Here is a 22,040-nt window from a genome sequence, read left to right on the forward strand (position 1 = left end):
GGGCCGTCGGAGACGAGCAGGTGGATACGTGACGAATCTGAAGCCTTACGCCGCGGGTGAGCCGTCCATCGGTGGCGGCCTCGGCGACCATGTCTACAACCGGCTGCTCGGCGAGCGGATCATCTTCCTCGGCCAGCAGGTCGACGACGAGATCGCCAACAAGATCACCGCGCAGATGCTCCTCCTGGCCGCGGAGCCGGAGAAGGACATTTACCTGTACATCAACAGCCCCGGCGGCTCGGTGACGGCCGGCATGGCGGTCTACGACACCATGCAGTTCATCCCGAACGACGTCGTCACCATCGGTATGGGCATGGCGGCCTCGATGGGCCAGTTCCTGCTCACCGCCGGCACCCCCGGCAAGCGCTTCGCGCTGCCGAACACCGACATCCTGATGCACCAGGGCTCCGCCGGCATCGGCGGCACGGCCTCGGACATCAAGATCCAGGCCGAGTACCTCCTCCGCACGAAGAAGCGCATGGCCGAGATCACCGCGCACCACTCCGGTCAGACCGTCGAGGCGATCATCCGCGACGGCGACCGCGACCGCTGGTTCACCTCGGAGGAGGCCAAGGAGTACGGCCTCATCGACGACATCATCACGCACGCCGCGGGTGTTCCGGGCGGCGGCGGCACGGGCGCCTGAGCCCAGGCAGCCCGCTCCGACAGCCCCAGCCCACCGATCGCCCTCAGGATGGTGAACAGCCCCATGACCCCGAACTTCTCCGCGAGCGGCCTCTACAGCGGCCCGCAGGTGGACAACCGCTACGTCGTCCCGCGCTTCGTCGAGCGCACCTCGCAGGGCATCCGCGAGTACGACCCGTACGCGAAGCTCTTCGAGGAGCGCGTGATCTTCCTCGGCGTGCAGATCGACGACGCCTCCGCCAACGACGTCATGGCGCAGCTGCTGTGCCTGGAGTCGATGGACCCGGACCGCGACATCTCGATCTACATCAACAGCCCGGGCGGCTCCTTCACCGCCCTCACGGCCATCTACGACACGATGCAGTTCGTGAAGCCGGACATCCAGACGGTCTGCATGGGCCAGGCGGCCTCCGCCGCGGCCGTGCTGCTCGCCGCCGGCACCCCCGGCAAGCGGATGGCCCTGCCGAACGCGCGCGTGCTGATCCACCAGCCGTCCGGCGGCACCGGCCGTGAGCAGCTCTCCGACCTGGAGATCGCGGCCAACGAGATCCTGCGCATGCGCAGCCAGCTGGAGGAGATGCTGGCCAAGCACTCCTCGACGCCGATCGAGAAGATCCGCGACGACATCGAGCGTGACAAGATCCTGACGGCCGAGGACGCCCTGGCGTACGGCCTGATCGACCAGATCGTCTCGACCCGCAAGAGCACGGCCGCCGCGGCAGCCTGACGCTCGACCTTCCCTTGCCGCGGTTGGTGTGGCCGAATCCCGTCCATGCCAACCGTGCCAAGGGGGGCCCGAACGGGGGGCCCGGCAAGGTACCGTCGAATATGAGGCACCAGGAGTCGCTGAACCAAGCACTCCCAGGCGAAGGGGAAGCACCTCGTGGCACGCATCGGTGATGGCGGCGACCTGCTCAAGTGCTCGTTCTGCGGAAAGAGCCAGAAGCAGGTGAAGAAGCTCATCGCAGGCCCCGGTGTGTACATCTGCGACGAGTGCATCGACCTCTGCAACGAGATCATCGAGGAAGAACTCGCCGAGACGAGCGAGGTGCGGTGGGAGGAGCTCCCCAAGCCCCGCGAGATCTACGAGTTCCTCGAGGGGTACGTCGTCGGGCAGGAGCCCGCGAAGAAGGCCCTCTCGGTCGCGGTGTACAACCACTACAAGCGCGTCCAGGCCGGCGAGAACGGCGGCGCGCAGGGCCGGGACGACGCCATCGAGCTGGCGAAGTCCAACATCCTGCTGCTGGGCCCCACGGGCTCCGGCAAGACGCTGCTGGCCCAGACGCTCGCCCGCATGCTCAACGTGCCGTTCGCCATCGCCGACGCGACGGCGCTGACGGAGGCGGGCTATGTCGGCGAGGACGTCGAGAACATCCTGCTCAAGCTGATCCAGGCGGCCGACTACGACGTCAAGAAGGCCGAGACCGGGATCATCTACATCGACGAGATCGACAAGGTCGCCCGTAAGAGCGAAAACCCGTCGATCACGCGCGACGTGAGCGGCGAGGGCGTGCAGCAGGCACTCCTCAAGATCCTGGAGGGCACCACGGCCTCCGTCCCGCCGCAGGGCGGCCGGAAGCACCCGCACCAGGAGTTCATCCAGATCGACACGACGAACGTGCTCTTCATCGTGGGCGGCGCCTTCGCCGGCCTGGAGAAGATCATCGAGTCGCGGGCGGGCGCCAAGGGCATCGGCTTCGGGGCGACCATCCGCTCCAAGCGCGAGATCGAGGCGAGCGACCAGTTCCAGGAGGTCATGCCCGAGGACCTCGTGAAGTTCGGGATGATCCCCGAGTTCATCGGCCGTCTTCCCGTCATCACCTCCGTCCACAACCTGGACCGCGAAGCCCTGCTGAAGATCCTGGTCGAGCCCCGCAACGCGCTGGTGAAGCAGTACCAGCGCCTCTTCGAACTCGACGGCGTGGAGCTGGACTTCGACCGCCCGGCCCTGGAGGCCATCGCCGACCAGGCCATCCTCCGCGGCACCGGCGCCCGTGGCCTGCGCGCCATCATGGAGGAGGTCCTCCAGTCGGTGATGTACGAGGTCCCGTCCCGCAAGGACGTGGCCCGCGTGGTCATCACGGCCGACGTGGTCCGCGACAACGTCAACCCGACGCTGGTCCCGCGGATCGTGAAGAACGACGGCCGGCACGAGAAGAGCGCGTAGCGGCACCACGCACACAGCGAGAAGGGGCGCCCCGCCGGTGAGACCGGCGGGGCGCCCCTTTCGTCATGGGCCCGATCAGGCCTTGACGCGAACTTCCTTGCGGAGCTTGGCCGTCGTGGCGGCGGCGTCCTCGGCGGAGCCGCCCTTGCCGGACAGCAGCGAGGCCATGTCGACCGGGACGACGATGCCGACCGTGCTGTGGTCGGCCCACACGCAGAAGGTCATGGTCATCGCCGGGGTGCCGGCCGTGGCGTCGGCCTTGGTCTTGGCCTGCTGGCACTTCAGGACCGCGCCGTCCAGATCGGCCGGCTTGTACTCCTGCGGGCTGCCCTCGAGCTGCGGCTCGTCGGCCTTGCCCTTGTCCTTCTCGGCCTCCGTCTTGATGGTGGCGAAGATGGTGTCGACGACCTGCTCCGGGTCGTCGATCTCGCCGTAGAGACCGTTGAACGAGATCATCTTGGCGCCCAGCGGGTTGGCCTCGTTCTTCACCTCGTAGGAGGCGCCGACCTCCTTGGCGTTCTTGACGCCGTTCTTCTCGGCCTCCTTGAGCGACTTCTTGTCCTCCTCGGAGCTCTTCCCCTCCTGGGACTTCTTGTACTCGACGAGCACCGTCGCCGGGGTGATCAGCTTGTGCGGGCCGTCGTCCGCGACGTTGGAGCCGCCCCCGCCACCGAGCACGAAGTACGCGCCCACGCCCAGTGCCGCCACCACGGCGATGCCACCGATGATCCAGCCGGCCGGGCTCTTCTTGGCGGCCGGCGGCGGGGGCATGTAGCCGCCCGGGCCCTGCGGGGCGCCGTACGGGGGCTGCTGGGGCGGCTGGCCGTACGGCCCGGGCTGCTGCGGCTGCTGCGGGTAGCCGTACGGCTGCTGCGGCGGGACGCCCTGCGGGGCCTGCTGCGGGTAGCCGTAACCGGGCTGCGGCTGGCCGCCGTACGGACCGGGCTGCTGCGGCTGCTGGCCGTAAGGGCCCGGCTGGCCGTACGGCCCGGGCTGCTGCGGCTGGCCGCCGTACGGGCCCGGCTGGTTGTAGCTCATGGACAGGTTCCCCTCACAGGATGTTTATGCGTAGCGAACATCCTGTCGGAAGCCGTGCCGCGCCGGGGCGGTGGGGGTCACACCGTTACCGAACAATCGAGTTTCAGGAGGACCGTCGGACACCCCTAAACTGGCCCCGTGACCGAGAACACTCAGCAGCAGACAGCAGCCACCACCGAATTGCCGACCCAGTACACGCCGGCCGAGGTAGAGGGGCCGCTGTACGAGCGCTGGGTAGAGCGCGGGTACTTCGAGGCGGACGAGAAGAGCGACAAGCCGCCGTACACCATCGTCATCCCGCCGCCGAACGTCACCGGCTCGCTCCACCTGGGCCACGCCTTCGAGCACACGCTGATCGACGCCCTCACCCGCCGCAAGCGCATGCAGGGCTACGAGACGCTGTGGCAGCCGGGCATGGACCACGCCGGTATCGCCACCCAGAACGTCGTCGAGCGTGAGCTCGCCAAGGAGGGCAAGTCCCGTCACGACCTGGGCCGTGAGGCGTTCGTCGAGCGCGTCTGGCAGTGGAAGGCCGAGTCCGGTGGCCAGATCTCCGGTCAGATGCGCCGCCTCGGCGACGGCGTCGCCTGGTCGCGCGAGCGCTTCACCATGGACGAGGGCCTCTCGCAGGCCGTCCAGACCATCTTCAAGAAGCTCTACGACGACGAGCTGATCTACCGCGCCGAGCGCATCATCAACTGGTGCCCGCGCTGCCTCACCGCGATCTCCGACATCGAGGTCGAGTACCAGGACGACGACGGCGAGCTCGTCTCCATCCGGTACGGCGAGGGCGACACGGAGATCGTCGTCGCCACCACCCGCGCCGAGACGATGCTCGGTGACACGGCCGTCGCCGTCCACCCGGACGACGAGCGCTACAAGCACCTGGTCGGCACCGAGATCGAGCTGCCGCTCACCGGCCGCCGCATCCCGGTCGTCGCCGACACGCACGTCGACCCCGAGTTCGGCACCGGCGCCGTCAAGGTGACGCCGGCTCACGACCCGAACGACTTCGAGATCGGCCAGCGCCACAACCTGCCGTCGATCGCCGTCATGGACGAGCACGCGGTCATCACCGTCCACGGCCCCTTCCTGGGCCTGGACCGCCTGGAGGCCCGTTCCGCCATCGTCGCCGCACTGCGCGCCGAGGGCCGGATCGTCGCGGAGAAGCGTCCGTACACCCACTCCGTCGGGCACTGCTCGCGCTGCAAGACCACCATCGAGCCGCGCCTCTCGATGCAGTGGTGGGTCAAGGTCGGCCCGCTCGCGAAGGCCGCCGGTGACGCGGTCCGCGACGGCAAGGTCAAGATCCACCCGCAGGAGATGGAGAAGCGGTACTTCGACTGGGTCGACAACCTGCACGACTGGTGCATCTCGCGCCAGCTGTGGTGGGGGCACCGCATCCCGGTCTGGTACGGCCCCAACGGCGAGGTCGTCTGCGTCGGCCCTGACGAGGAGCCGCCGGCGGGCGAGGGCTGGCACCAGGACACCGACGTCCTCGACACCTGGTTCTCCTCCGGCCTGTGGCCGTTCTCCACGCTCGGCTGGCCCGAGCGGACCGAGAGCCTCGCGAAGTTCTACCCGAACTCCGTCCTCGTCACCGGCTACGACATCCTCTTCTTCTGGGTCGCCCGGATGATGATGTTCGGCCTCTACGCGATGGACGGCGTCCCGCCGTTCCACACCATCGCGCTGCACGGCATGGTCCGTGACCAGAACGGCAAGAAGATGTCGAAGTCCTTCGGCAACGTGGTCAACCCGCTGGACTGGATGGACCAGTACGGCTCCGACGCCGTCCGCTTCACCCTGGCCAACGGCGCCAACCCGGGCGTCGACGTCCCGATCGGCGAGGACTGGGTCAAGGCCTCCCGGAACTTCGCCAACAAGATCTGGAACGCCACCCGCTTCGCGCTCATGAACGGCGCGACGATCGAGGGCGAACTGCCCCCGGTCGAGCAGCTGTCCGCGACCGACCGCTGGATCCTGTCCCGTCTCAACAAGACGGTCGCCCAGGTCGACGCCTACTACGAGGACTACCAGTTCGCGAAGCTCAGCGACGCGCTCTACCACTTCGCGTGGGACGAGGTCTTCGACTGGTACGTCGAGCTGTCGAAGACGACCTTCTTCGCCGGCGGGGAGCAGGCCAAGGTCTCCGGCCGGGTCCTCGGCGAGGTCCTGGACGTCATGCTGCGCCTGCTGCACCCGATCGTCCCGTTCGTCACCGACGCCCTGTGGACCACCCTCACCGGGCGCGAGTCCCTGGTCATCGCCGAGTGGCCGACGGACAGCGGCTTCCGTGACGAGGCCGCCGAGGCCGAGATCGAGAACCTGCAGCAGGTCGTCACCGAGGTGCGCCGCTTCCGCGCCGACCAGGGCCTCCAGCCCGGCCAGAAGGTCCCGGCCCGCCTGGAGCTGGACGGCACCCCGCTCGCCGCGCACGAGGCGGCCATCCGCCAGCTGCTGCGTCTCCAGCCGGAGGGCGAGGGCTTCTCCGCCACCGCCTCCCTGCCGGTCGCCGGTGCCACCGTCGCGCTCGACCTCTCGGGCACGATCGACGTCGCCGCCGAGCGCAAGCGCCTCGCGAAGGACCTCGCCGCCGCGGAGAAGGAGAAGGCGCAGGCCGAGGGCAAGCTCGGCAACGAGGCCTTCCTGGCCAAGGCGCCGGACAACGTGGTCGACAAGATCCGCACCCGCCTGGCCAAGGCGGAGGAGGACATCGCCCGCATCCAGTCCCAGCTGGAGCGTCTGCCGCAGGCGTGAGCCGTACGCCGAAGGCCCCCGGAACCGCACCTGGTTCCGGGGGCCTTCGGCGTTTCCCTGCGGCGGCGCCGTCTCGCATTTCGGACAAAGTTGGCCCTCGTGCCCCATCTCACATCAGACGGGACTTCAGGTCCTCGGTGACGGGACCAAGGACCCGGGATGATGGAACGCATGCTTCCCCTTCCCGCCCCGTCCGCGCTGCGCCGCTGCGTGGACCGGTGGGCCGTGTCGCCCCGCGCCATGGACGTCGTCGCCGCGCTCAGCGCCTTCGGCCTCATGGTCCTGGACGTGCCGGGGCTCGCCCGCGAGGACAACTCGCTCACCGGGATCACCGCCACCCTGGTCCTCGCGGCCGGCGCGGCCACCCTCGTGCTGCGCCGGCGGGCGCCGTGGGTGCCGTTCGTGGTGGCGATCGTCCTGATGGGCTGGCTGCACGAGCTCACGATGATCCAGTTCGCGCTGTACTCGCTGGGCCGCTTCCGCGGGCGGCGGACCGCCGTCCTGGCCACCCTGCTGTACGTCGGCGCCGCCTACGCCTACTTCAACACCCCCGGCTGGCCAGCCCGGCACGGCGCGACCCTCAGCGACTTCCTGAGCCTCGTCGTCCCCATCGGCGTCCTCGCCGCCGGCGTCGGCATCGCCGCCTACCGCCACGACCTCGTACGGGCCCTGGAGGTCCAGCGCCGCGAGGCCGCCGCCCGGCAGGCCGTCCAGGAGGAGCGGATCTCGGTCGGCCGGGACGTCCACGACCTGGTGGGCCGGGAGCTGACCGTACTCGCGGTGCGGGCCGAGGTGCTCGCCGTACGGGCCAGGGGAGAGGCGCACCAGAAGGCCTTCGAGGAGCTTGCCGACACCGCCCGGCGCGCCCATCACATGCTCAACGAGACCCTCGTACGGCGTGCCGACGGCGGCGCCGCCACCCCGGGCCTCGAAGGGCTCGCGGCCCTCGCCGAGGAGAGCGAGCGCCTGGGCAGCCCCGTCGACGTCCAGGTGGCCGAGGAGGCGAAGGCGCTGTCGCCGCTGCGGCAGGCGGCCGTCCACCGGGTCGTGCGGGAGTGCCTGACGAACGCGGCCAAGCACGCGCCGGGCCTGCCGGTGAGCGTGTCGATCACGGTCGAGGGTCCCGCGCTGCGCGTCGAGGTCCGCAATCCGCTGGCCCAGACCCCGCCGGACCGTGCACCGGTGTCGACCGGCACCGGCCTGTTCTCCATGGAGGAGCGCGTCACCAGCATGGGCGGCACGCTCGACGCCCGCCGCGAGCACGGCGCGTACGTGGTCACGGCGACCCTCCCGTCGGGCCTGGCCGACCGCTAGGGCCCGCCGGGCGGGATCGCGCCTGCTGCCCGCCCGCCGGCCGACCCCTGCCGGCCTGCCGCCCCGCCGCCCCGGGCCGCCCCGCGGGCCCGTACGCCGCGGGCCGTATCCCGCCGGCCGTACCCGCGCCGGGCGGGCTCCGGCGGCCGGTGGGTCGAAAGTCCCGAAAGGGGTGGGTCCGATGTCCTGTCGGTGCCGCTCCGTAGACTGGGGGCGTGAGTGAGCCGAGCGACCCGCGCGACCAGTTCGACGACAGCGACCAGGGCGACCTGTTCGACGACATCGTCGACGACGAGACCGACCTCCCCCCATCTCTCGACTCCGCTCGAGAAGGGGGCACCCCCACCCCCGACCTGGCGGTGATCGAGGCCGGCAGCCGCACCCTGCGCACCATGGCCGGTCCGCCGCAGGGCGACCCCGTGCCCTCGCGTCCCGCCGACCCCGAGGTCGACAAGGCGCTGCGCGAGGTCGAGACCGAGCTGTCGACCCGCTGGGGCGAGACCAAGCTGGAGCCCTCGGTCACCCGCATCGCGGCCCTGATGGACGTCCTCGGCGAGCCGCAGCGCGCGTATCCGTCGATCCACATCACGGGCACGAACGGCAAGACCTCCACGGCCCGCATGATCGAGCTCCTGCTCGGCGCCTTCGACCTGCGCACCGGGCGCTACACCTCGCCGCACGTGCAGACCATCACCGAGCGGATCAGTCTGGACGGCGCCCCGATCGACGCCGAGCGCTTCATCGAGACGTACCAGGACATCAAGCCCTACGTGGAGCTGGTCGACGCCCGCGAGGAGTACCGGCTCTCGTTCTTCGAGGTCCTCACCGGGATGGCGTACGCGGCCTTCGCCGACGCCCCGGTCGACGCGGCGGTGGTCGAGGTCGGCATGGGCGGCACGTGGGACGCCACCAACGTCATCGACGCCTCCGTCGCCGTCGTCACCCCGATCGACCTCGACCACACCGACCGCCTCGGCGACACGCCCGCCGCGATCGCCGGCGAGAAGTCCGGGATCATCAAGCAGGGCGCGACGGTGATCCTCGCCCAGCAGCCGGTGGACGCGGCCCAGGTGCTCCTGAAGAAGGCCGTCGACGTCGACGCCACCGTGGCCCGTGAGGGCATGGAGTTCGGCGTCGTCTCCCGCGAGGTCGCCGTCGGCGGCCAGCTCCTCACCCTGCGCGGCCTCGGCGGCGAGTACGACAACGTGTTCCTGCCGCTGTACGGCGCGCACCAGGCGCACAACGCGGCGGTGGCGCTCGCCGCCGTCGAGGCCTTCTTCGGCATCGGCTCGCAGCACGCCCGGACGCTCGACCTCGACACGGTCCGCCGGGCCTTCGCCCAGGTGGCCTCGCCGGGCCGTCTGGAGGTCGTGCGCTCCTCTCCCACGGTCATCCTGGACGCCGCGCACAACCCGCACGGCGCCCGCGCGACCGCCGACGGCATCACCGAGTCCTTCGGCTTCTCCCGGCTCATCGGTGTGGTGTCCACCAGCGCCGACAAGGACGCCCGCGGCTTCCTGGAGGCCTTCGAGCCGATCTTCGCGGAGGTCGTGATCACGGCGAACTCCAGCCCGCGGGCCACCGACGTCGACGCGCTCGCCGCGATCGCGGTCGAGGTCTTCGGCGAGGACCGCGTGGTCGTCGAGCCGCGGCTCGACGACGCCATCGAGGCCGCGATCACGCTCGCCGAGGAGGAGGACGAGTACGCCGGCGCGGGCGTCCTCGTCACCGGTTCGATCTTCACGGTCGGCGATGCCCGGCTGCTCCTGAAGCGAGGCTGAGCCGATGCGGGTGCTGTGTTCCTCGACCCTGATCGGCGAGTTCTTCGTGATCGGTTTCGCCGGCCTGGTCGCCATGAAGGACGACACGCTGGCGATGTCGACGGTGTGGTGGGTCTGCGGGATCGCCATGGTCCTGTCGGTGCTGCTGTGCGGGATGACCACCCGTCCGGGCGGCGTCCAGATGGGCTGGGCGCTGCAGATCGCGCTGATCGCCAGCGGCTTCGTGGTGCCGATCATGTTCTTCCTCGGGGCGGTCTTCGCCGCCCTGTGGTGGGCCTCCGTGCACTACGGGCGCAGGATCGACACCATCAAGGCGGACTGGGCCGCCCGCCAGGGCTCCGCAGGGCCTGACGCTGCGTGATCGGGGCCGGTCCGGGCCCTGTAGATTCGTCAGTCCCGCACACCGTTGTCTGAAGGAGTTCCACCGTGAGCCAGCGATCGCTCGTCCTGCTCAAGCCCGACGCCGTCCGCCGTGGTCTGATCGGCGAGATCATCGGCCGTATCGAGCGCAAGGCGGGCTGGACCATCACGGCCCTGGAGATGCGCGAGCTGGACCAGGAGACGCTGGAGCAGCACTACGGCGAGCACAAGGGCAAGCCCTTCTACGAGCCGCTGATGGGCTTCATGCAGTCCGGTCCGGTCGTCGCGCTCGTCGTCGAGGGCGAGCGGGTCATCGAGGGTCTGCGCACGCTCGCGGGCCCGACCGACCCGATCGCCGCCGCCCCGGGGTCCATCCGCGGCGACTTCGGCACCATCGTCCGCGAGAACCTGATCCACGCCTCGGACTCCGAGGAGTCCGCCACACGTGAGCTGAAGATCTTCTTCCCGGGTCTCTCCTGACACCTGCTCTGACCGGGCGTCAGCCGATCAGCGCCATGACCTGGGGGCGACCGAAGGAATTCGGTCGCCCCCAGGCATATGAACGCCGATCCCGGGAACGGATCGCCGCGTCATTCCGTCACCTATACAGAGGTGGACTGGGGCGGTCCGCCGCGCGGTATCCGTGCGGGCGGCACTACGATGGAAAACTCCACGCCGCACCACCTTCAGTCACCTCGCCGACCTGAGAAGCCGTCAACGCTCCGATAGGGAAGGCCCGACGCATCCTCATGGGAAACAAGGGGAACTCAATGTCGTTCATCGGCCGTGACATGGCTGTCGACCTCGGGACCGCCAACACGCTGGTGTACGTCAGGGGTCGAGGCATCGTTCTGAACGAGCCGTCCGTCGTCGCCATCAACACCAACACCGGCGGCATCCTGGCGGTCGGTGCCGAGGCGAAGAAGATGATCGGCCGGACGCCCGGGAACATCGTGGCCGTCCGCCCGCTCAAGGACGGCGTGATCGCCGACTTCGAGATCACGGAGCGGATGCTCCGCTACTTCATCCTCAAGATCCACAAGCGCCGCTACCTGGCCCGCCCGCGCGTCGTGGTCTGCGTGCCCTCGGGCATCACCGGGGTCGAGCGCCGTGCCGTCATCGAGGCCTCCACCCAGGCCGGCGCCCGTCAGGTGCACATCATCGAGGAGCCGATGGCCGCGGCGATCGGCTCGGGCCTCCCGGTCCACGAGGCCACCGGCAACATGGTCGTCGACATCGGCGGCGGCACCACCGAGGTGGCCGTCATCAGCCTCGGCGGAATCGTCACGGCACAGTCCATCCGGGTGGCCGGCGACGAGCTCGACAACGCGATCATCCAGCACATCAAGAAGGAGTACTCGCTCCTCCTCGGTGAGCGCACCGCCGAGCAGATCAAGATCACCATCGGCTCCGCCTACGACCTCGACCAGGACGAACACACCGAGATCCGCGGCCGCGACCTGGTCTCCGGCCTGCCCAAGACGGTCGTCATCTCCGCCGCCGAGGTCCGCAAGGCCATCGAGGAGCCGGTCAACGCCATCGTCGACGCGGTGAAGACCACCCTCGACAAGTGCCCGCCCGAGCTCTCCGGTGACGTCATGGACCGCGGCATCGTTCTCACCGGTGGCGGCGCCCTGCTGCGCGGCCTCGACGAACGCCTGCGCCGTGAGACCGGCATGCCGATCCACATCGCCGAGGACCCGCTGGACTCCGTGGCCCTCGGCTCCGGCAAGTGCGTCGAGGAGTTCGAGGCGCTGCAGCAGGTGCTCGACGCCCAGCCGCGCCGCTGACCGGCGGAGCCCCGTACCACCGCACGACCGCACCACCGCACGGACAACTCCATCCACCCCCGGGCCCCCGGCCCGGGGCCCTGTCACCCCCCTGTCGATTCGAGGAAGGGCACGGCCGCCGCACGTGAGGGACACACGAGAGAGCCGGCTGCTCCTGGTGCTGCTGATCGCCATCGCGTTCGCACTGATCACGGTGGACATCCGAGGAGGCCAGGAGTCGCCGGTCGACGGTGCCCGACAGGCCGCGGCCGCGGTCTTCGGTCCCGTCGAGAACGGAGTCGCCTCGGCGGTCGACCCGATCGGCAACGCCATAGGGGCGGTTCGCGACTCCGGGGAGCGGCACAACCGCATCGCCGCACTGGAACAGGAGAACGCCGCCCTCAAGGCCAAGCTCGGCAGCGACGACCGCAACCGCAACCGGCTGCGCGAGCTCGACGCCATGCTGAAGACCGCCGGCGCCGGCCAGTACGGCATCAAGGGCGCCGAGGTCATCGCCATAGGAGCCGCCCAGGGCTTCTCATGGACCGTCACCATCGACGTCGGCGCCCGCGACGGCATCCGCCGCGACATGACCGTGCTCAACGGCGCCGGACTGGTCGGCCGCGTCACCACCGTCGGCCCTTCCACCTCCACCGTGCTGCTCGCCAACGACCCCGACTTCACCGTCGGCACCCGCATGGAGAAGACCGACGAACTCGGTTTCGCCACCGGGCAGGGCGACGGCCCGCTGCTCGTCCAGCTCCTCAACGGCAAGGCGAAGGTGAAGCCCGGCGACCGGCTCGTCACCTTCGGCTCGCAGGCCGACAAGCCCTTCGTGCCCGGCGTGCCCGTCGGCGAGGTCGTCCGCGTCGACCCCTCGGGCGGCGGACTGACCCGCAACATCTACGTCCGCCCGTACGTGGGCTTCACCAAGCTCGACATCGTCGGCGTCGTCGTCCAGGCCCCGCGCACCGACCCGCGCGACATGGTCCTGCCGCAGAAGCCCAAGCCCGCGCCGACCGTCACCGTCACGGTCACCCCGCCGCCCCCGGACGGACAGCAGGCCCAGAGCGACGGCCAGAAGCCCGACCAGGCCCAGCCGTCGGGCGACCAGCCCGCGCTGAAGCCCGAGGAGACCCAGCAGCCGCAGGACCAGGGGGAGACACCGTGAAGTTCAACCGCATCCTCCTCTCGGCCGTCCTGGTCGTCGTCGCCCTCGTCGTCCAGGTCTCCGTCCTCGCCCGCCTCCAGCTCCCCGGCGCCGTCCCCGACCTCGTCCTGCTCACCGTCGTCGGCCTCGCCCTCGCGTACGGACACGTCACCGGCGCCCTCGTCGGCTTCACCGCCGGCCTCCTCGCCGACCTCGCCCCGCCCGCCGACCACGCCGCCGGGCGCTACGCCCTCGTGCTCTGCGTCGTCGGCTACCTCTGCGGACTGGCCCGCCCCGAGAACGGCCGGCTGAAGTCCGCCTCCGGTCCGATGGCCGTGGTCGTCGTCGCCGCGCTCGGCTCCACCCTGCTCTACGCGGGCGTGGGCGCCCTCGTCGGCGACACCGCCGCCCGCCATGTCGGCCTCGGCTTCCTGCTCTTCACCGCGGCCCTCTACGACCTGCTCCTCGCGCCCTTCACCGTGCCGCTGATCATGGCGCTCGCCCGGCGCGCGGAGAACGACCCGCTCGCCGAGGCCGGGACGAACGGAGCCGACGTCGCCTCCGGCTGGCTCTCCTCCGGCACCGGCCTGAGGATCGGCACCCAGCGCAGCGGCCTGCGCGTCAAGGCCGCCCGGACCCGCGCCTCACGCGCCGGACGCATCAAGGGAGTCAAGCGACTGTGACCGAGGGGGCAACGGCAGCATGAGCAACATCCCCGAGACCGGACGGACCCCCCGGGTCCAGATCCGGCTCGTCGTCATCCAGGTCCTCGTCTTCTCCCTGCTCTTCACCCTCGGCGGACGCCTCTGGTACCTCCAGATCCGCAACGGCAAGGAGTACACCGACGAGGCGAAGAGCAACCACGTCCAGCAGGTCGTCCAGCCCGCCGTGCGCGGCTCCATCCTCGACGCCCGCGGCGTCCCGCTCGCCGACAACGAGACCCGGCTCGTCGTCTCCGCCTCGCGCACCGAGCTCATGAAGATGAAGGACGACGGCAAGGCCGTCCTCACCCGGCTCGCCGCCGTGCTCGGCATGAAGCCGATCGACGTCATCAACAAGATCCGGCTCTGCGACTCCAAGACCCCCAAGCCCTGCTGGAACGGCTCGCCCTACCAGCCGATCCCCGTCACCGACGAGGCCACCACCCAGCAGGCCCTGCAGATCCGCGAGCGCGCCGAGGACTTCCCCGGCATCACCGCCGAACCGGCCGCCGTGCGCCGCTACCCGGCCCCCGGCAAGTCCCGCACCTCGCAGGTCCTCGGCTACCTGTCGCCCGTCACCGACGACGAGATCGAGAAGGCCAAGGACAGCGACTCGCCGTACCTGCGCTCCGACCAGGTCGGCCGCTCCGGCCTGGAGCGCACCTACGACAAGCAGCTGCGCGGCAAGGCCGGCGTCACCCGCTACGAGGTCGACAACCTCGGCCGGGTCATCGGCCAGGCCAAGAGCGACCCCGCCGAGCCCGGCGCCAACGTCGTCACCTCCATCGACGCCCGCGTCCAGGCGGTCGCCGAATGGGAGCTGCACAACGCGATGGTCGAGGCCCGGAAGACCTTCGACAAGAACACCAACGAGAACTACAAGGCCGACGCCGGCGCCGTCGTCGTCATGGAGACGAAGACCGGCCGGATCGTCGCCATGGCCTCACAGCCCGACTACGACCCCAACGCCTGGGTAGGCGGCATCTCCGCCAAGGACTACGCCGCCCTCACCGGCAAGGACTCCAACTTCCCGCTGCTGAACCGGGCCATCCAGGGCCAGGCCGCCCCCGGCTCCATCTTCAAGGTCATCTCGACCACCGCAGCCGTCAACGCGGGCTACGACTTCGACGGGCGCTACCCGTGCACGAGCTCGTACTCCATCGGCAGCCAGGTCTTCAAGAACTTCGAGTCGCAGAACCACGGCCCCATCAGCCTCGGCCGCGCCCTCGAAGTCTCCTGCGACACCGTCTTCTACGCCCTCGCCCACCAGCAGTGGATCAGGGACGGCGGGATGAAGCCGAAGAAGAACCCCGGCGACTGGTTCTACAAGACGGCCCATCAGTTCGGCCTCGGCGCCGAGACCGGCATCGACCTCCCCAACGAGGTCACCGGCCGCGTCCCGGACCGCCAGTGGAAGCAGAAGTTCTGGGAGGCCAACAAGGACTGGTGGTGCAAGTACGGCAAGAAGGGCGGCACGTACGTCCAGCAGCTGTCGTACGAGAACTGCCTCGAAGGCAACCTGATGCGCGCCGGCGACTCGGTCAACTACTCCATCGGACAGGGCGACACCCTCGTCACCCCCATCCAGATGGCCACCATCTACGCCGCCATCTCCAACGGCGGCACCCTGTGGAACCCCACCGTCGGCAAGGCCGTCGTCAGCGCCGACGGCAAGAAGGTCACCGAGATCGCGCCCCGGTCGCACGGCAAGCTGCCGTTCAACCCGGAGACCCGCGACTTGATAGACGAAGCCCTCGCGGGAGTCGCCACCCGCGGTACGGCCGCCTGGCGGTTCGGCGGCTGGCCGCAGGACAAGATCCCGATGCACGCCAAGACGGGTACCGCGGAGGTCTACGGCAAGCAGACGACCTCCTGGTTCGCCACCTACACCAAGGACTACGCGATCGTCATGACGATCGCCCAGGGTGGTACGGGCTCCGGCGCCTCCGGCCCCGCCGTGCGCAACATCTACGACGCGCTCTACGGACTCGACGACGCCGGCAACCAGGACCTGAAGCGGGCCCTGCTGCCGCAGCCGCAGAAGACCCTGCCGAAGATCGAGGCCGACGGCTCCATCGACGCGCCCCGGATCACGCCGTACGACCCCGAGGCGCAGAAGGTCGACCCGAACGACCCGCTGAAGGCCGACGCCACCAAGCCGACGCAGGACCCCACGCAGCCGGCGAAGAAGCCGGACGACGACCCACAGGAACTCGCGGGCCCGCCCGCCACCCACCGAGGGAGGCTCTGACCGATGACCGCACCCCACGGCTTCTCCGTCTCCCGCTACGCACCCGAACGCGGCACCTTCGCCAAGCTCACCGCCCGCGACTCGGTGCTGCGCCGGCTCGACTGGCCGATCCTGCTGTCCGCGCTCGCCCTGTCGTTCCTCGGCTCGCTCCTCGTGTGGTCCGCCACCCGCGGCCGCACCGAGCTCAACCAGGGCGACCCGTACTACTTCCTGTTCCGGCACGTCCTCAACACCGGCATCGGCCTCGCCCTGATGATCGGCACGATCTGGCTCGGCCACCGCACCCTGCGCGGGGCCGTGCCGTTCCTCTACGGCCTCTCGATCCTGCTGATCCTCGCCGTGCTCACCCCGCTCGGCGCGACCATCAACGGCGCGCACGCCTGGATCGTCATCGGCGGCGGCTTCTCGCTCCAGCCCAGCGAGTTCGTCAAGATCACGATCATCCTGATCATGGCGATGCTGCTGGCCGCGAAGGTCGACGCGGGCGACCAGGTGCACCCCGACCACCGCACCGTCGCCAAGGCGCTCGGGCTCGCCGCCCTGCCCATGGGCATCGTCATGCTGATGCCCGACCTCGGCTCGGTCATGGTCATGGCCGTCATCGTGCTCGGCGTGCTGCTCGCCTCCGGCGCCTCCAACCGCTGGGTCCTCGGCCTCATCGGCGCGGGCGTCCTCGGCGCGGTCCTCGTCACCACGCTCGGCATGCTCGACGAGTACCAGATCAACCGCTTCGCCGCCTTCGCCAACCCCGACCTCGACCCGGCCGGCGTCGGCTACAACACCAACCAGGCCCGGATCGCCATCGGCTCCGGCGGGCTCCTCGGCTCGGGCCTCTTCAAGGGCTCGCAGACCACCGGCCAGTTCGTGCCCGAGCAGCAGACCGACTTCGTCTTCACCGTCGCGGGGGAGGAGCTCGGCTTCGTCGGTGCGGGCCTCATCCTGGTCCTGCTCGGCGTCATCCTCTGGCGCGCCTGCCGCATCGCCCGCGAGACCACCGAGCTGTACGGCACGGTCGTCGCGGCCGGCATCATCGCCTGGTTCGCCTTCCAGTCCTTCGAGAACATCGGCATGACGCTCGGCATCATGCCGGTCGCCGGCCTGCCGCTGCCCTTCGTCTCGTACGGCGGCTCGTCGATGTTCGCCGTCTGGGTGGCGATCGGACTGCTCCAGTCGATCAGGGTGCAGCGACCGATAACGGCCTAGGTGCACTGCCGTTCCGTCCCGTTCGCGTCTAGATTCGTCTCATGGCGGAGACGAAACGCGAGATCGAGCGTAAGTACGAGGCCACGGCGAAGACGGCGGTCCCGGACCTCGTCGGCACCGGGGGCGTGGCCGCCGTGTGGGACGAGGGCGTCACGGAACTCGACGCCGTCTACTACGACACGCGGGACCTGCGGCTCGCCGCCGACGCCCTCACCCTCCGCCGCCGCACCGGCGGCGCGGACGAGGGCTGGCACCTCAAGTTCCCCGTCGCCTCCGGCATCCGCGACGAGATCAGGGCCCCGCTCTCGGAGACCCTCCCGGCCTCCCTGGCGGGGCTCCTGCGCTCCCGCGTCCGGCACGCCCCCGTCGTCCCCGTCGTCCGCCTCCGCTCCTCCCGCGACGTCCGCCGACTGCTCGACGACCAAGGCCGCCCCCTCGCCGAACTGTCCGTCGACACCGTCCACGCCGACCGCCTCACCGGAACGGGCGAAGCCACCTGGACCGAGATCGAGGTCGAACTCGCCGACGGCGCCGACGAGGCACTCCTCGACACCGTCGAGAAGCAGCTGAAGAAGGCCGGCATCCGCCCGTCGGCATCACCGTCGAAGCTGGCCAGAGCCCTGGAGGAGACGGGCGCGGGCACACCCCCGCGGCCGGACGGGCCCACGGAGCCCGGCACCGCCGGACACGCCGTCCTCGCCTACGTACGGGAGCAGATCGACGCCATCGTCGCGCTCGACCCCGCCGTCCGACGCGACCTGCCCGACGCGGTGCACCAGATGCGCGTCGCCTGCCGCAGGCTGCGCAGCGCCTTCAAGTCGTACCGCAAGGTGCTCGACCGCGGCGTCACCGACCGCGTCGGCGACGAGCTGAAGTGGCTCGCCGGCGAGCTCGGCGCCGCCCGCGACGAGGAGGTGCTCACCGCGCGCCTCGACGCCCGGCTCGACGAACTGCCGAACACCCTTCGCCTCGGCCCCGTCCGCGCCCGGCTGCGCATCCGCAGCACGCGCCGCGCCGACGACGCCCGGCGCACCGCGCTCGCCGCGCTGGACTCCCCTCGCCACCTCACGCTCCTCGACACCCTCGACGCCCTCCTGGCCGATCCGCCGCTGCGCAAAGCGGCCGGACGCGACGCCCCCGACGTGCTCGCCCGCGCCGTCCTCAAGGACTTCGACCGGCTCGCCCGACGGGTCGAGCACGCCCTCGCGCTCGACCCCGGCCAGGAACGCGACCTCGCCCTGCACGCCGCCCGCAAGGCCGCCAAACGCACCCGCTACGCCGCCGATGCCGCCCGCCCCACGCTCGGCAAGCCCGCGAAGCGGTTCGCCAAGCGCGTGAAGGCCGTCCAGTCGCTCCTCGGCGAGCACCAGGACAGCGTGGTCGCCCGCACCGCGCTGCGGGAGATCGCCGTCCAGGCCCACGAGGCCGGTGAGACCGCCTTCACCTGGGGCCTTCTGTACGGACGCGAGGAAGCCGCCGCCCTGGCCGGCGAGCGGGAGCTCCCCGCGGCCTGGAAGCGGGCCTCGGCCCCGAGAATCCGGGCGGCGCTGAGCCACTGAGCACCGGGGTACGCTTGAGAGTCGCCCCCCTGCCAGCTCACGAAGGTTCGAGATGTCTGCTGCCGAGTCTGTCTTCCCGCAGCTCGAAGCTCTGCTCCCGCACGTGCAGAAGCCGATTCAGTACGTCGGTGGAGAGCTGAACTCCACGGTCAAGCCGTGGGAGTCCGCCGACGTCCGCTGGGCTCTGATGTACCCGGACGCGTACGAGGTCGGCCTGCCCAACCAGGGCGTCATGATCCTCTACGAGGTACTGAACGAGCGCGAGGGCGTCCTCGCCGAGCGCACCTACAGCGTGTGGCCGGACCTCGAAGAGCTGATGCGCGAGCACGACGTGCCCCAGTTCACCGTGGACAGCCACCGCCCCGTCGGCGCGTTCGACGTCTTCGGCCTGAGCTTCTCCACCGAGCTCGGCTACACGAACATGCTCACGGCCCTCGACCTCGCCGGCATCCCGCTGGAGTCGAAGGACCGGACGGTCGACCACCCGATCGTGCTCGCCGGCGGCCACGCCGCCTTCAACCCCGAGCCGATCGCGGACTTCATCGACGCGGCGATCATCGGCGACGGCGAGCAGGCCGTGCTCGACATGACCGAGATCATCCGCCAGTGGAAGGCCGAGGGGCGCCCGGGCGGCCGCGAGGAGGTCCTCTTCCGCCTGGCCAAGACCGGCTCCGTGTACATCCCGGCGTTCTACGACGTCGAGTACCTGCCGGACGGCCGCATCGGCCGTGTCGTCCCCAACAAGTCCGGTGTGCCGTGGCGCGTCTCCAAGCACACCGTCATGGACCTCGACGAGTGGCCGTACCCCAAGCAGCCGCTCGTCCCGCTCGCGGAGACGGTCCACGAGCGCATGTCCGTCGAGATCTTCCGCGGCTGCACCCGCGGCTGCCGCTTCTGCCAGGCCGGCATGATCACGCGCCCCGTGCGGGAGCGAAGCATCACCGGCATCGGCGAGATGGTGGAGCGCGGTCTGAAGGCCACGGGCTTCGAGGAGGTCGGCCTCCTCTCGCTCTCCTCCGCGGACCACTCCGAGATCGGCGACATCGCGAAGGGCCTGGCCGACCGGTACGAGGAGGACAAGATCGGCCTGTCCCTCCCGTCCACCCGCGTCGACGCGTTCAACGTCGACCTCGCCAACGAGCTGACCCGCAACGGGCGCCGCTCCGGTCTCACCTTCGCCCCCGAGGGCGGCTCCGAGCGCATGCGCAAGGTCATCAACAAGATGGTCTCGGAAGAGGACCTCATCCGGACCGTCTCCACCGCGTACGGCAACGGCTGGCGCCAGGTGAAGCTGTACTTCATGTGCGGCCTGCCGACGGAGACGGACGAGGACGTCCTGCAGATCGCCGACATGGCGATGAACGTGATCGCCGAGGGCCGCAAGGTCTCCGGCCAGAACGACATCCGCTGCACCGTCTCCATCGGCGGTTTCGTCCCGAAGCCGCACACCCCCTTCCAGTGGGCCCCGCAGCTCTCCGCCGAGGAGACGGACGCGCGCCTGGAGAAGCTCCGGGACAAGATCCGCGGCGACAAGAAGTACGGCCGCTCGATCGGCTTCCGCTACCACGACGGCAAGCCCGGCATCGTCGAGGGCCTGCTCTCCCGCGGCGACCGCCGCATCGGCGCCGTCATCCGCGCGGTGTACGAGGACGGCGGCCGCTTCGACGGCTGGCGCGAGCACTTCTCGTACGACCGCTGGATGGCGTGCGCGGAGAAGACCCTCCCCGAGTTCGGCGTGGACGTGGCCTGGTACACGACCCGCGAGCGCACCTACGAGGAGGTCCTGCCCTGGGACCACCTGGACTCCGGTCTCGACAAGGACTGGCTCTGGGAGGACTGGCAGGACGCGCTCGACGAGACCGAGGTCGAGGACTGCCGCTGGACGCCGTGCTTCGACTGCGGCGTGTGTCCGCAGATGGACACGGCCATTCAAATCGGCCCCACCGGCAAGAAGCTGCTCCCGCTCACGGTCAAGAAGTAGCCGCATAACGCTCTGGCGACGGCCCGGCGGAGGGTGAACCCTCCGCCGGGCCGTCCGCGTCCCTGTGGTCATGAGCACGGAAACGCCGGCCCCGGTCCCGCCGCCCCCGCACGCGCTGATCCGCATCCCCGTGCGCATCGTCGTGCTGGTCCTGATCCTCCCGGTGCGCATGGCCTGGGACGCCCTCAAGGTCACCGGTCGCTTCCTCGAGCGCGCCCTCATCCGCCCCGCGGGCCGCGGCCTGGTCCTGCTCCTCCACCACGCGGTGCGCCGCCCCGCCCACTGGCTGTGGCGCCGTGTCCTGGCCCCGACGGGCCGGGGGATCGCCTGGGCGGGCGCGACGGTGTGGCGCGGCGTCACCCGGGTGTCCGGCGTCCTGTGGCGCGGGCTCGGACGGGGCCTGCGGGGCGTGGGCGTCGGGGTCGCGTGGCTCGGCCGGGGGGTCGCGCTGCTCGTCGGGTGGATCGCGAAGGGGGTGGCCTGGCCGCTCGTCGCGCTCTGGCGGTACGTGGTCGTGCCCGTCGCCCGCTACGGGATCGCCGTCCCGGCCGACTGGCTGCTGGGGCGGGTGCTCGCACCGCTCGGCGCGGTGCTGTGGCGGTACGGGGCGGTCGCCCCCGCCCGGTGGCTCCACCGCTGGGTGCTCGCCCCGGCGGGCCGGGGCACGGTGTGGCTGCTCACCCGTTCGGCGCGCGCCCTGGCCTGGGTGCTCACCGGACTCGGGCGGGGGATCGCGGCCGGAGTGACGGGACTCGGCACCGTGCTCCTGGTGTGGCCATGGCGGTACGTGATCGTGCCGCTGGTCACGTACGGGATCGCCCTGCCCGCGGCCTGGCTGTGGCGGCGGATCCTCACGCCCCTCGGACGTGAGATTCGCGACGCCCTCGCGATCTGCTGGCGGGCCGCCGGCTTCGTGTCCGTGGCCGTCGGCCGCGGTCTCGCCCTGCTGGCCCGGAACCTCGTGGCGCGCCCGCTGGTCTGGGCGGCGCGCCACCTCGTCGCGCGCCCCTTCGCCTGGCTGGCGCGCAACCTGGTCGCGCGCCCCGCCGCCTGGGTGTACCGCGAGGTGTGCACCCCGGCCGGGCACTGGATGCGCGACTCCGTCTGGGCCCCGGCGCGCCGGTCCGCCGCCGAGGCCCGCAGGGCGGCGCGGGCCGCGCTCGCCTCCGCCCGTGCCACCGTCACGCAGGCCCGCCGGGACGCCTGGCGGGCCCTGGTCGGCGGACGGCCCGGGGAACCACAGGTGGCCCGGGCGCGTACTCTGGGTAGTACAACGAACGTCCCCGGCGCGGCGCCCGCACCCGAGATCTCCCCGCAGCAGCGGGGGTGAGCCGGGCGGGACCCCCGGGACACCCACCGCA

At 70.6% G+C, this 22,040-nt stretch carries 17 protein-coding genes; 16 read left to right on the forward strand and 1 reads right to left on the reverse strand.

The genetic code is table 11. The features are described 5' to 3' along the window. Positions 1-28 precede the first annotated feature (28 nt). The 3 genes from AB0M16_RS08075 (at position 29) to clpX (ending at position 2,812) form a co-directional block, all read left to right on the forward strand. Complete coding sequence (locus tag AB0M16_RS08075) at positions 29-646, forward strand: ATP-dependent Clp protease proteolytic subunit (protein ID WP_365340045.1); 618 nt, start codon at positions 29-31, stop codon at positions 644-646. A 48-nt stretch (positions 647-694) separates the two neighbouring features. Further along, positions 695-1,372, forward strand: a complete 678-nt coding sequence (locus AB0M16_RS08080) for an ATP-dependent Clp protease proteolytic subunit (protein ID WP_365340047.1) — start codon at positions 695-697, stop codon at positions 1,370-1,372. Positions 1,373-1,528: 156 nt separating this feature from the next. Next, entirely contained in the window at positions 1,529-2,812 is a 1,284-nt protein-coding gene (gene clpX / locus AB0M16_RS08085) for an ATP-dependent Clp protease ATP-binding subunit ClpX (RefSeq protein ID WP_128980430.1), read from the forward strand. Between the two features lie 75 nt (positions 2,813-2,887). Here the strand turns inward: clpX and AB0M16_RS08090 are convergent, their stop codons facing one another. Next, entirely contained in the window at positions 2,888-3,850 is a 963-nt protein-coding gene (locus AB0M16_RS08090; protein WP_365340049.1) for a DUF3824 domain-containing protein, read from the reverse strand. Between the two features lie 138 nt (positions 3,851-3,988). On the opposite strand from AB0M16_RS08090, the gene AB0M16_RS08095 reads away from it, so the two are divergent. From AB0M16_RS08095 to AB0M16_RS08155, 13 genes are all read left to right on the forward strand, one after another. Then, on the forward strand, positions 3,989-6,610 hold the full coding sequence (locus AB0M16_RS08095) for a valine--tRNA ligase (RefSeq protein WP_365340051.1): 2,622 nt from the start codon (positions 3,989-3,991) through the stop codon (positions 6,608-6,610). Between the two features lie 171 nt (positions 6,611-6,781). Next, positions 6,782-7,924 (forward strand): ATP-binding protein, encoded by a 1,143-nt coding sequence (locus AB0M16_RS08100; RefSeq protein ID WP_365340053.1) that lies wholly within the window; start codon positions 6,782-6,784, stop codon positions 7,922-7,924. A gap of 215 nt (positions 7,925-8,139) precedes the next feature. Beyond that, positions 8,140-9,705, forward strand: a complete 1,566-nt coding sequence (locus AB0M16_RS08105; protein ID WP_365340055.1) for a folylpolyglutamate synthase/dihydrofolate synthase family protein — start codon at positions 8,140-8,142, stop codon at positions 9,703-9,705. Between the two features lie 4 nt (positions 9,706-9,709). Further along, complete coding sequence (locus AB0M16_RS08110) at positions 9,710-10,066, forward strand: DUF4233 domain-containing protein (RefSeq protein ID WP_365340057.1); 357 nt, start codon at positions 9,710-9,712, stop codon at positions 10,064-10,066. Between the two features lie 65 nt (positions 10,067-10,131). Next, positions 10,132-10,545 (forward strand): nucleoside-diphosphate kinase, encoded by a 414-nt coding sequence (gene ndk / locus AB0M16_RS08115; protein WP_365340059.1) that lies wholly within the window; start codon positions 10,132-10,134, stop codon positions 10,543-10,545. 290 nt (positions 10,546-10,835) lie between these two features. Further along, on the forward strand, positions 10,836-11,855 hold the full coding sequence (locus AB0M16_RS08120; RefSeq protein WP_046905593.1) for a rod shape-determining protein: 1,020 nt from the start codon (positions 10,836-10,838) through the stop codon (positions 11,853-11,855). Between the two features lie 124 nt (positions 11,856-11,979). After that, positions 11,980-13,005 carry a rod shape-determining protein MreC gene (gene mreC, locus AB0M16_RS08125; RefSeq protein ID WP_365340062.1) on the forward strand — a complete coding sequence of 342 codons (1,026 nt, stop codon included), beginning with the start codon at positions 11,980-11,982 and terminating at the stop codon, positions 13,003-13,005. Then, positions 13,002-13,667 carry a rod shape-determining protein MreD gene (gene mreD / locus AB0M16_RS08130; protein WP_365340064.1) on the forward strand — a complete coding sequence of 222 codons (666 nt, stop codon included), beginning with the start codon at positions 13,002-13,004 and terminating at the stop codon, positions 13,665-13,667. Before mreC ends, mreD begins: the two co-directional genes overlap by 4 nt. 19 nt (positions 13,668-13,686) lie before the next feature. Beyond that, positions 13,687-15,936, forward strand: coding sequence for a penicillin-binding protein 2 (gene mrdA / locus AB0M16_RS08135; protein ID WP_365340066.1), 2,250 nt, complete (start codon positions 13,687-13,689; stop codon positions 15,934-15,936). 3 nt (positions 15,937-15,939) lie between these two features. Beyond that, on the forward strand, positions 15,940-17,139 hold the full coding sequence (gene rodA, locus AB0M16_RS08140) for a rod shape-determining protein RodA (RefSeq protein ID WP_365340068.1): 1,200 nt from the start codon (positions 15,940-15,942) through the stop codon (positions 17,137-17,139). A gap of 41 nt (positions 17,140-17,180) precedes the next feature. Next, positions 17,181-18,698, forward strand: a complete 1,518-nt coding sequence (locus AB0M16_RS08145) for a CYTH and CHAD domain-containing protein (protein ID WP_365340070.1) — start codon at positions 17,181-17,183, stop codon at positions 18,696-18,698. Between the two features lie 52 nt (positions 18,699-18,750). Then, entirely contained in the window at positions 18,751-20,679 is a 1,929-nt protein-coding gene (locus AB0M16_RS08150; RefSeq protein ID WP_365340072.1) for a TIGR03960 family B12-binding radical SAM protein, read from the forward strand. Positions 20,680-20,749: 70 nt separating this feature from the next. Then, positions 20,750-22,009, forward strand: a complete 1,260-nt coding sequence (locus AB0M16_RS08155) for a hypothetical protein (RefSeq protein ID WP_365340074.1) — start codon at positions 20,750-20,752, stop codon at positions 22,007-22,009. Positions 22,010-22,040 lie beyond the last annotated feature (31 nt).

The organism is Streptomyces sp. NPDC051921 (assembly GCF_040680975.1).
Taxonomy (GTDB): domain Bacteria; phylum Actinomycetota; class Actinomycetes; order Streptomycetales; family Streptomycetaceae; genus Streptomyces.

Excerpts from the sequence above, each read along its gene's own strand:
- rodA (WP_365340068.1), top strand. The coding sequence starts at position 15,940 with ATGACCGCACCCCACGGCTTCTCCGTCTCCCGCTACGCACCCGAACGC.
- AB0M16_RS08145 (WP_365340070.1), top strand. The coding sequence starts at position 17,181 with ATGGCGGAGACGAAACGCGAGATCGAGCGTAAGTACGAGGCCACGGCG.
- AB0M16_RS08090 (WP_365340049.1), bottom strand. The coding sequence starts at position 3,850 with ATGAGCTACAACCAGCCGGGCCCGTACGGCGGCCAGCCGCAGCAGCCC.
- AB0M16_RS08080 (WP_365340047.1), top strand. The coding sequence starts at position 695 with ATGGTGAACAGCCCCATGACCCCGAACTTCTCCGCGAGCGGCCTCTAC.
- AB0M16_RS08110 (WP_365340057.1), top strand. The coding sequence starts at position 9,710 with ATGCGGGTGCTGTGTTCCTCGACCCTGATCGGCGAGTTCTTCGTGATC.
- AB0M16_RS08155 (WP_365340074.1), top strand. The coding sequence starts at position 20,750 with ATGAGCACGGAAACGCCGGCCCCGGTCCCGCCGCCCCCGCACGCGCTG.
- AB0M16_RS08150 (WP_365340072.1), top strand. The coding sequence starts at position 18,751 with ATGTCTGCTGCCGAGTCTGTCTTCCCGCAGCTCGAAGCTCTGCTCCCG.
- AB0M16_RS08100 (WP_365340053.1), top strand. The coding sequence starts at position 6,782 with ATGCTTCCCCTTCCCGCCCCGTCCGCGCTGCGCCGCTGCGTGGACCGG.
- mrdA (WP_365340066.1), top strand. The coding sequence starts at position 13,687 with ATGAGCAACATCCCCGAGACCGGACGGACCCCCCGGGTCCAGATCCGG.
- AB0M16_RS08120 (WP_046905593.1), top strand. The coding sequence starts at position 10,836 with ATGTCGTTCATCGGCCGTGACATGGCTGTCGACCTCGGGACCGCCAAC.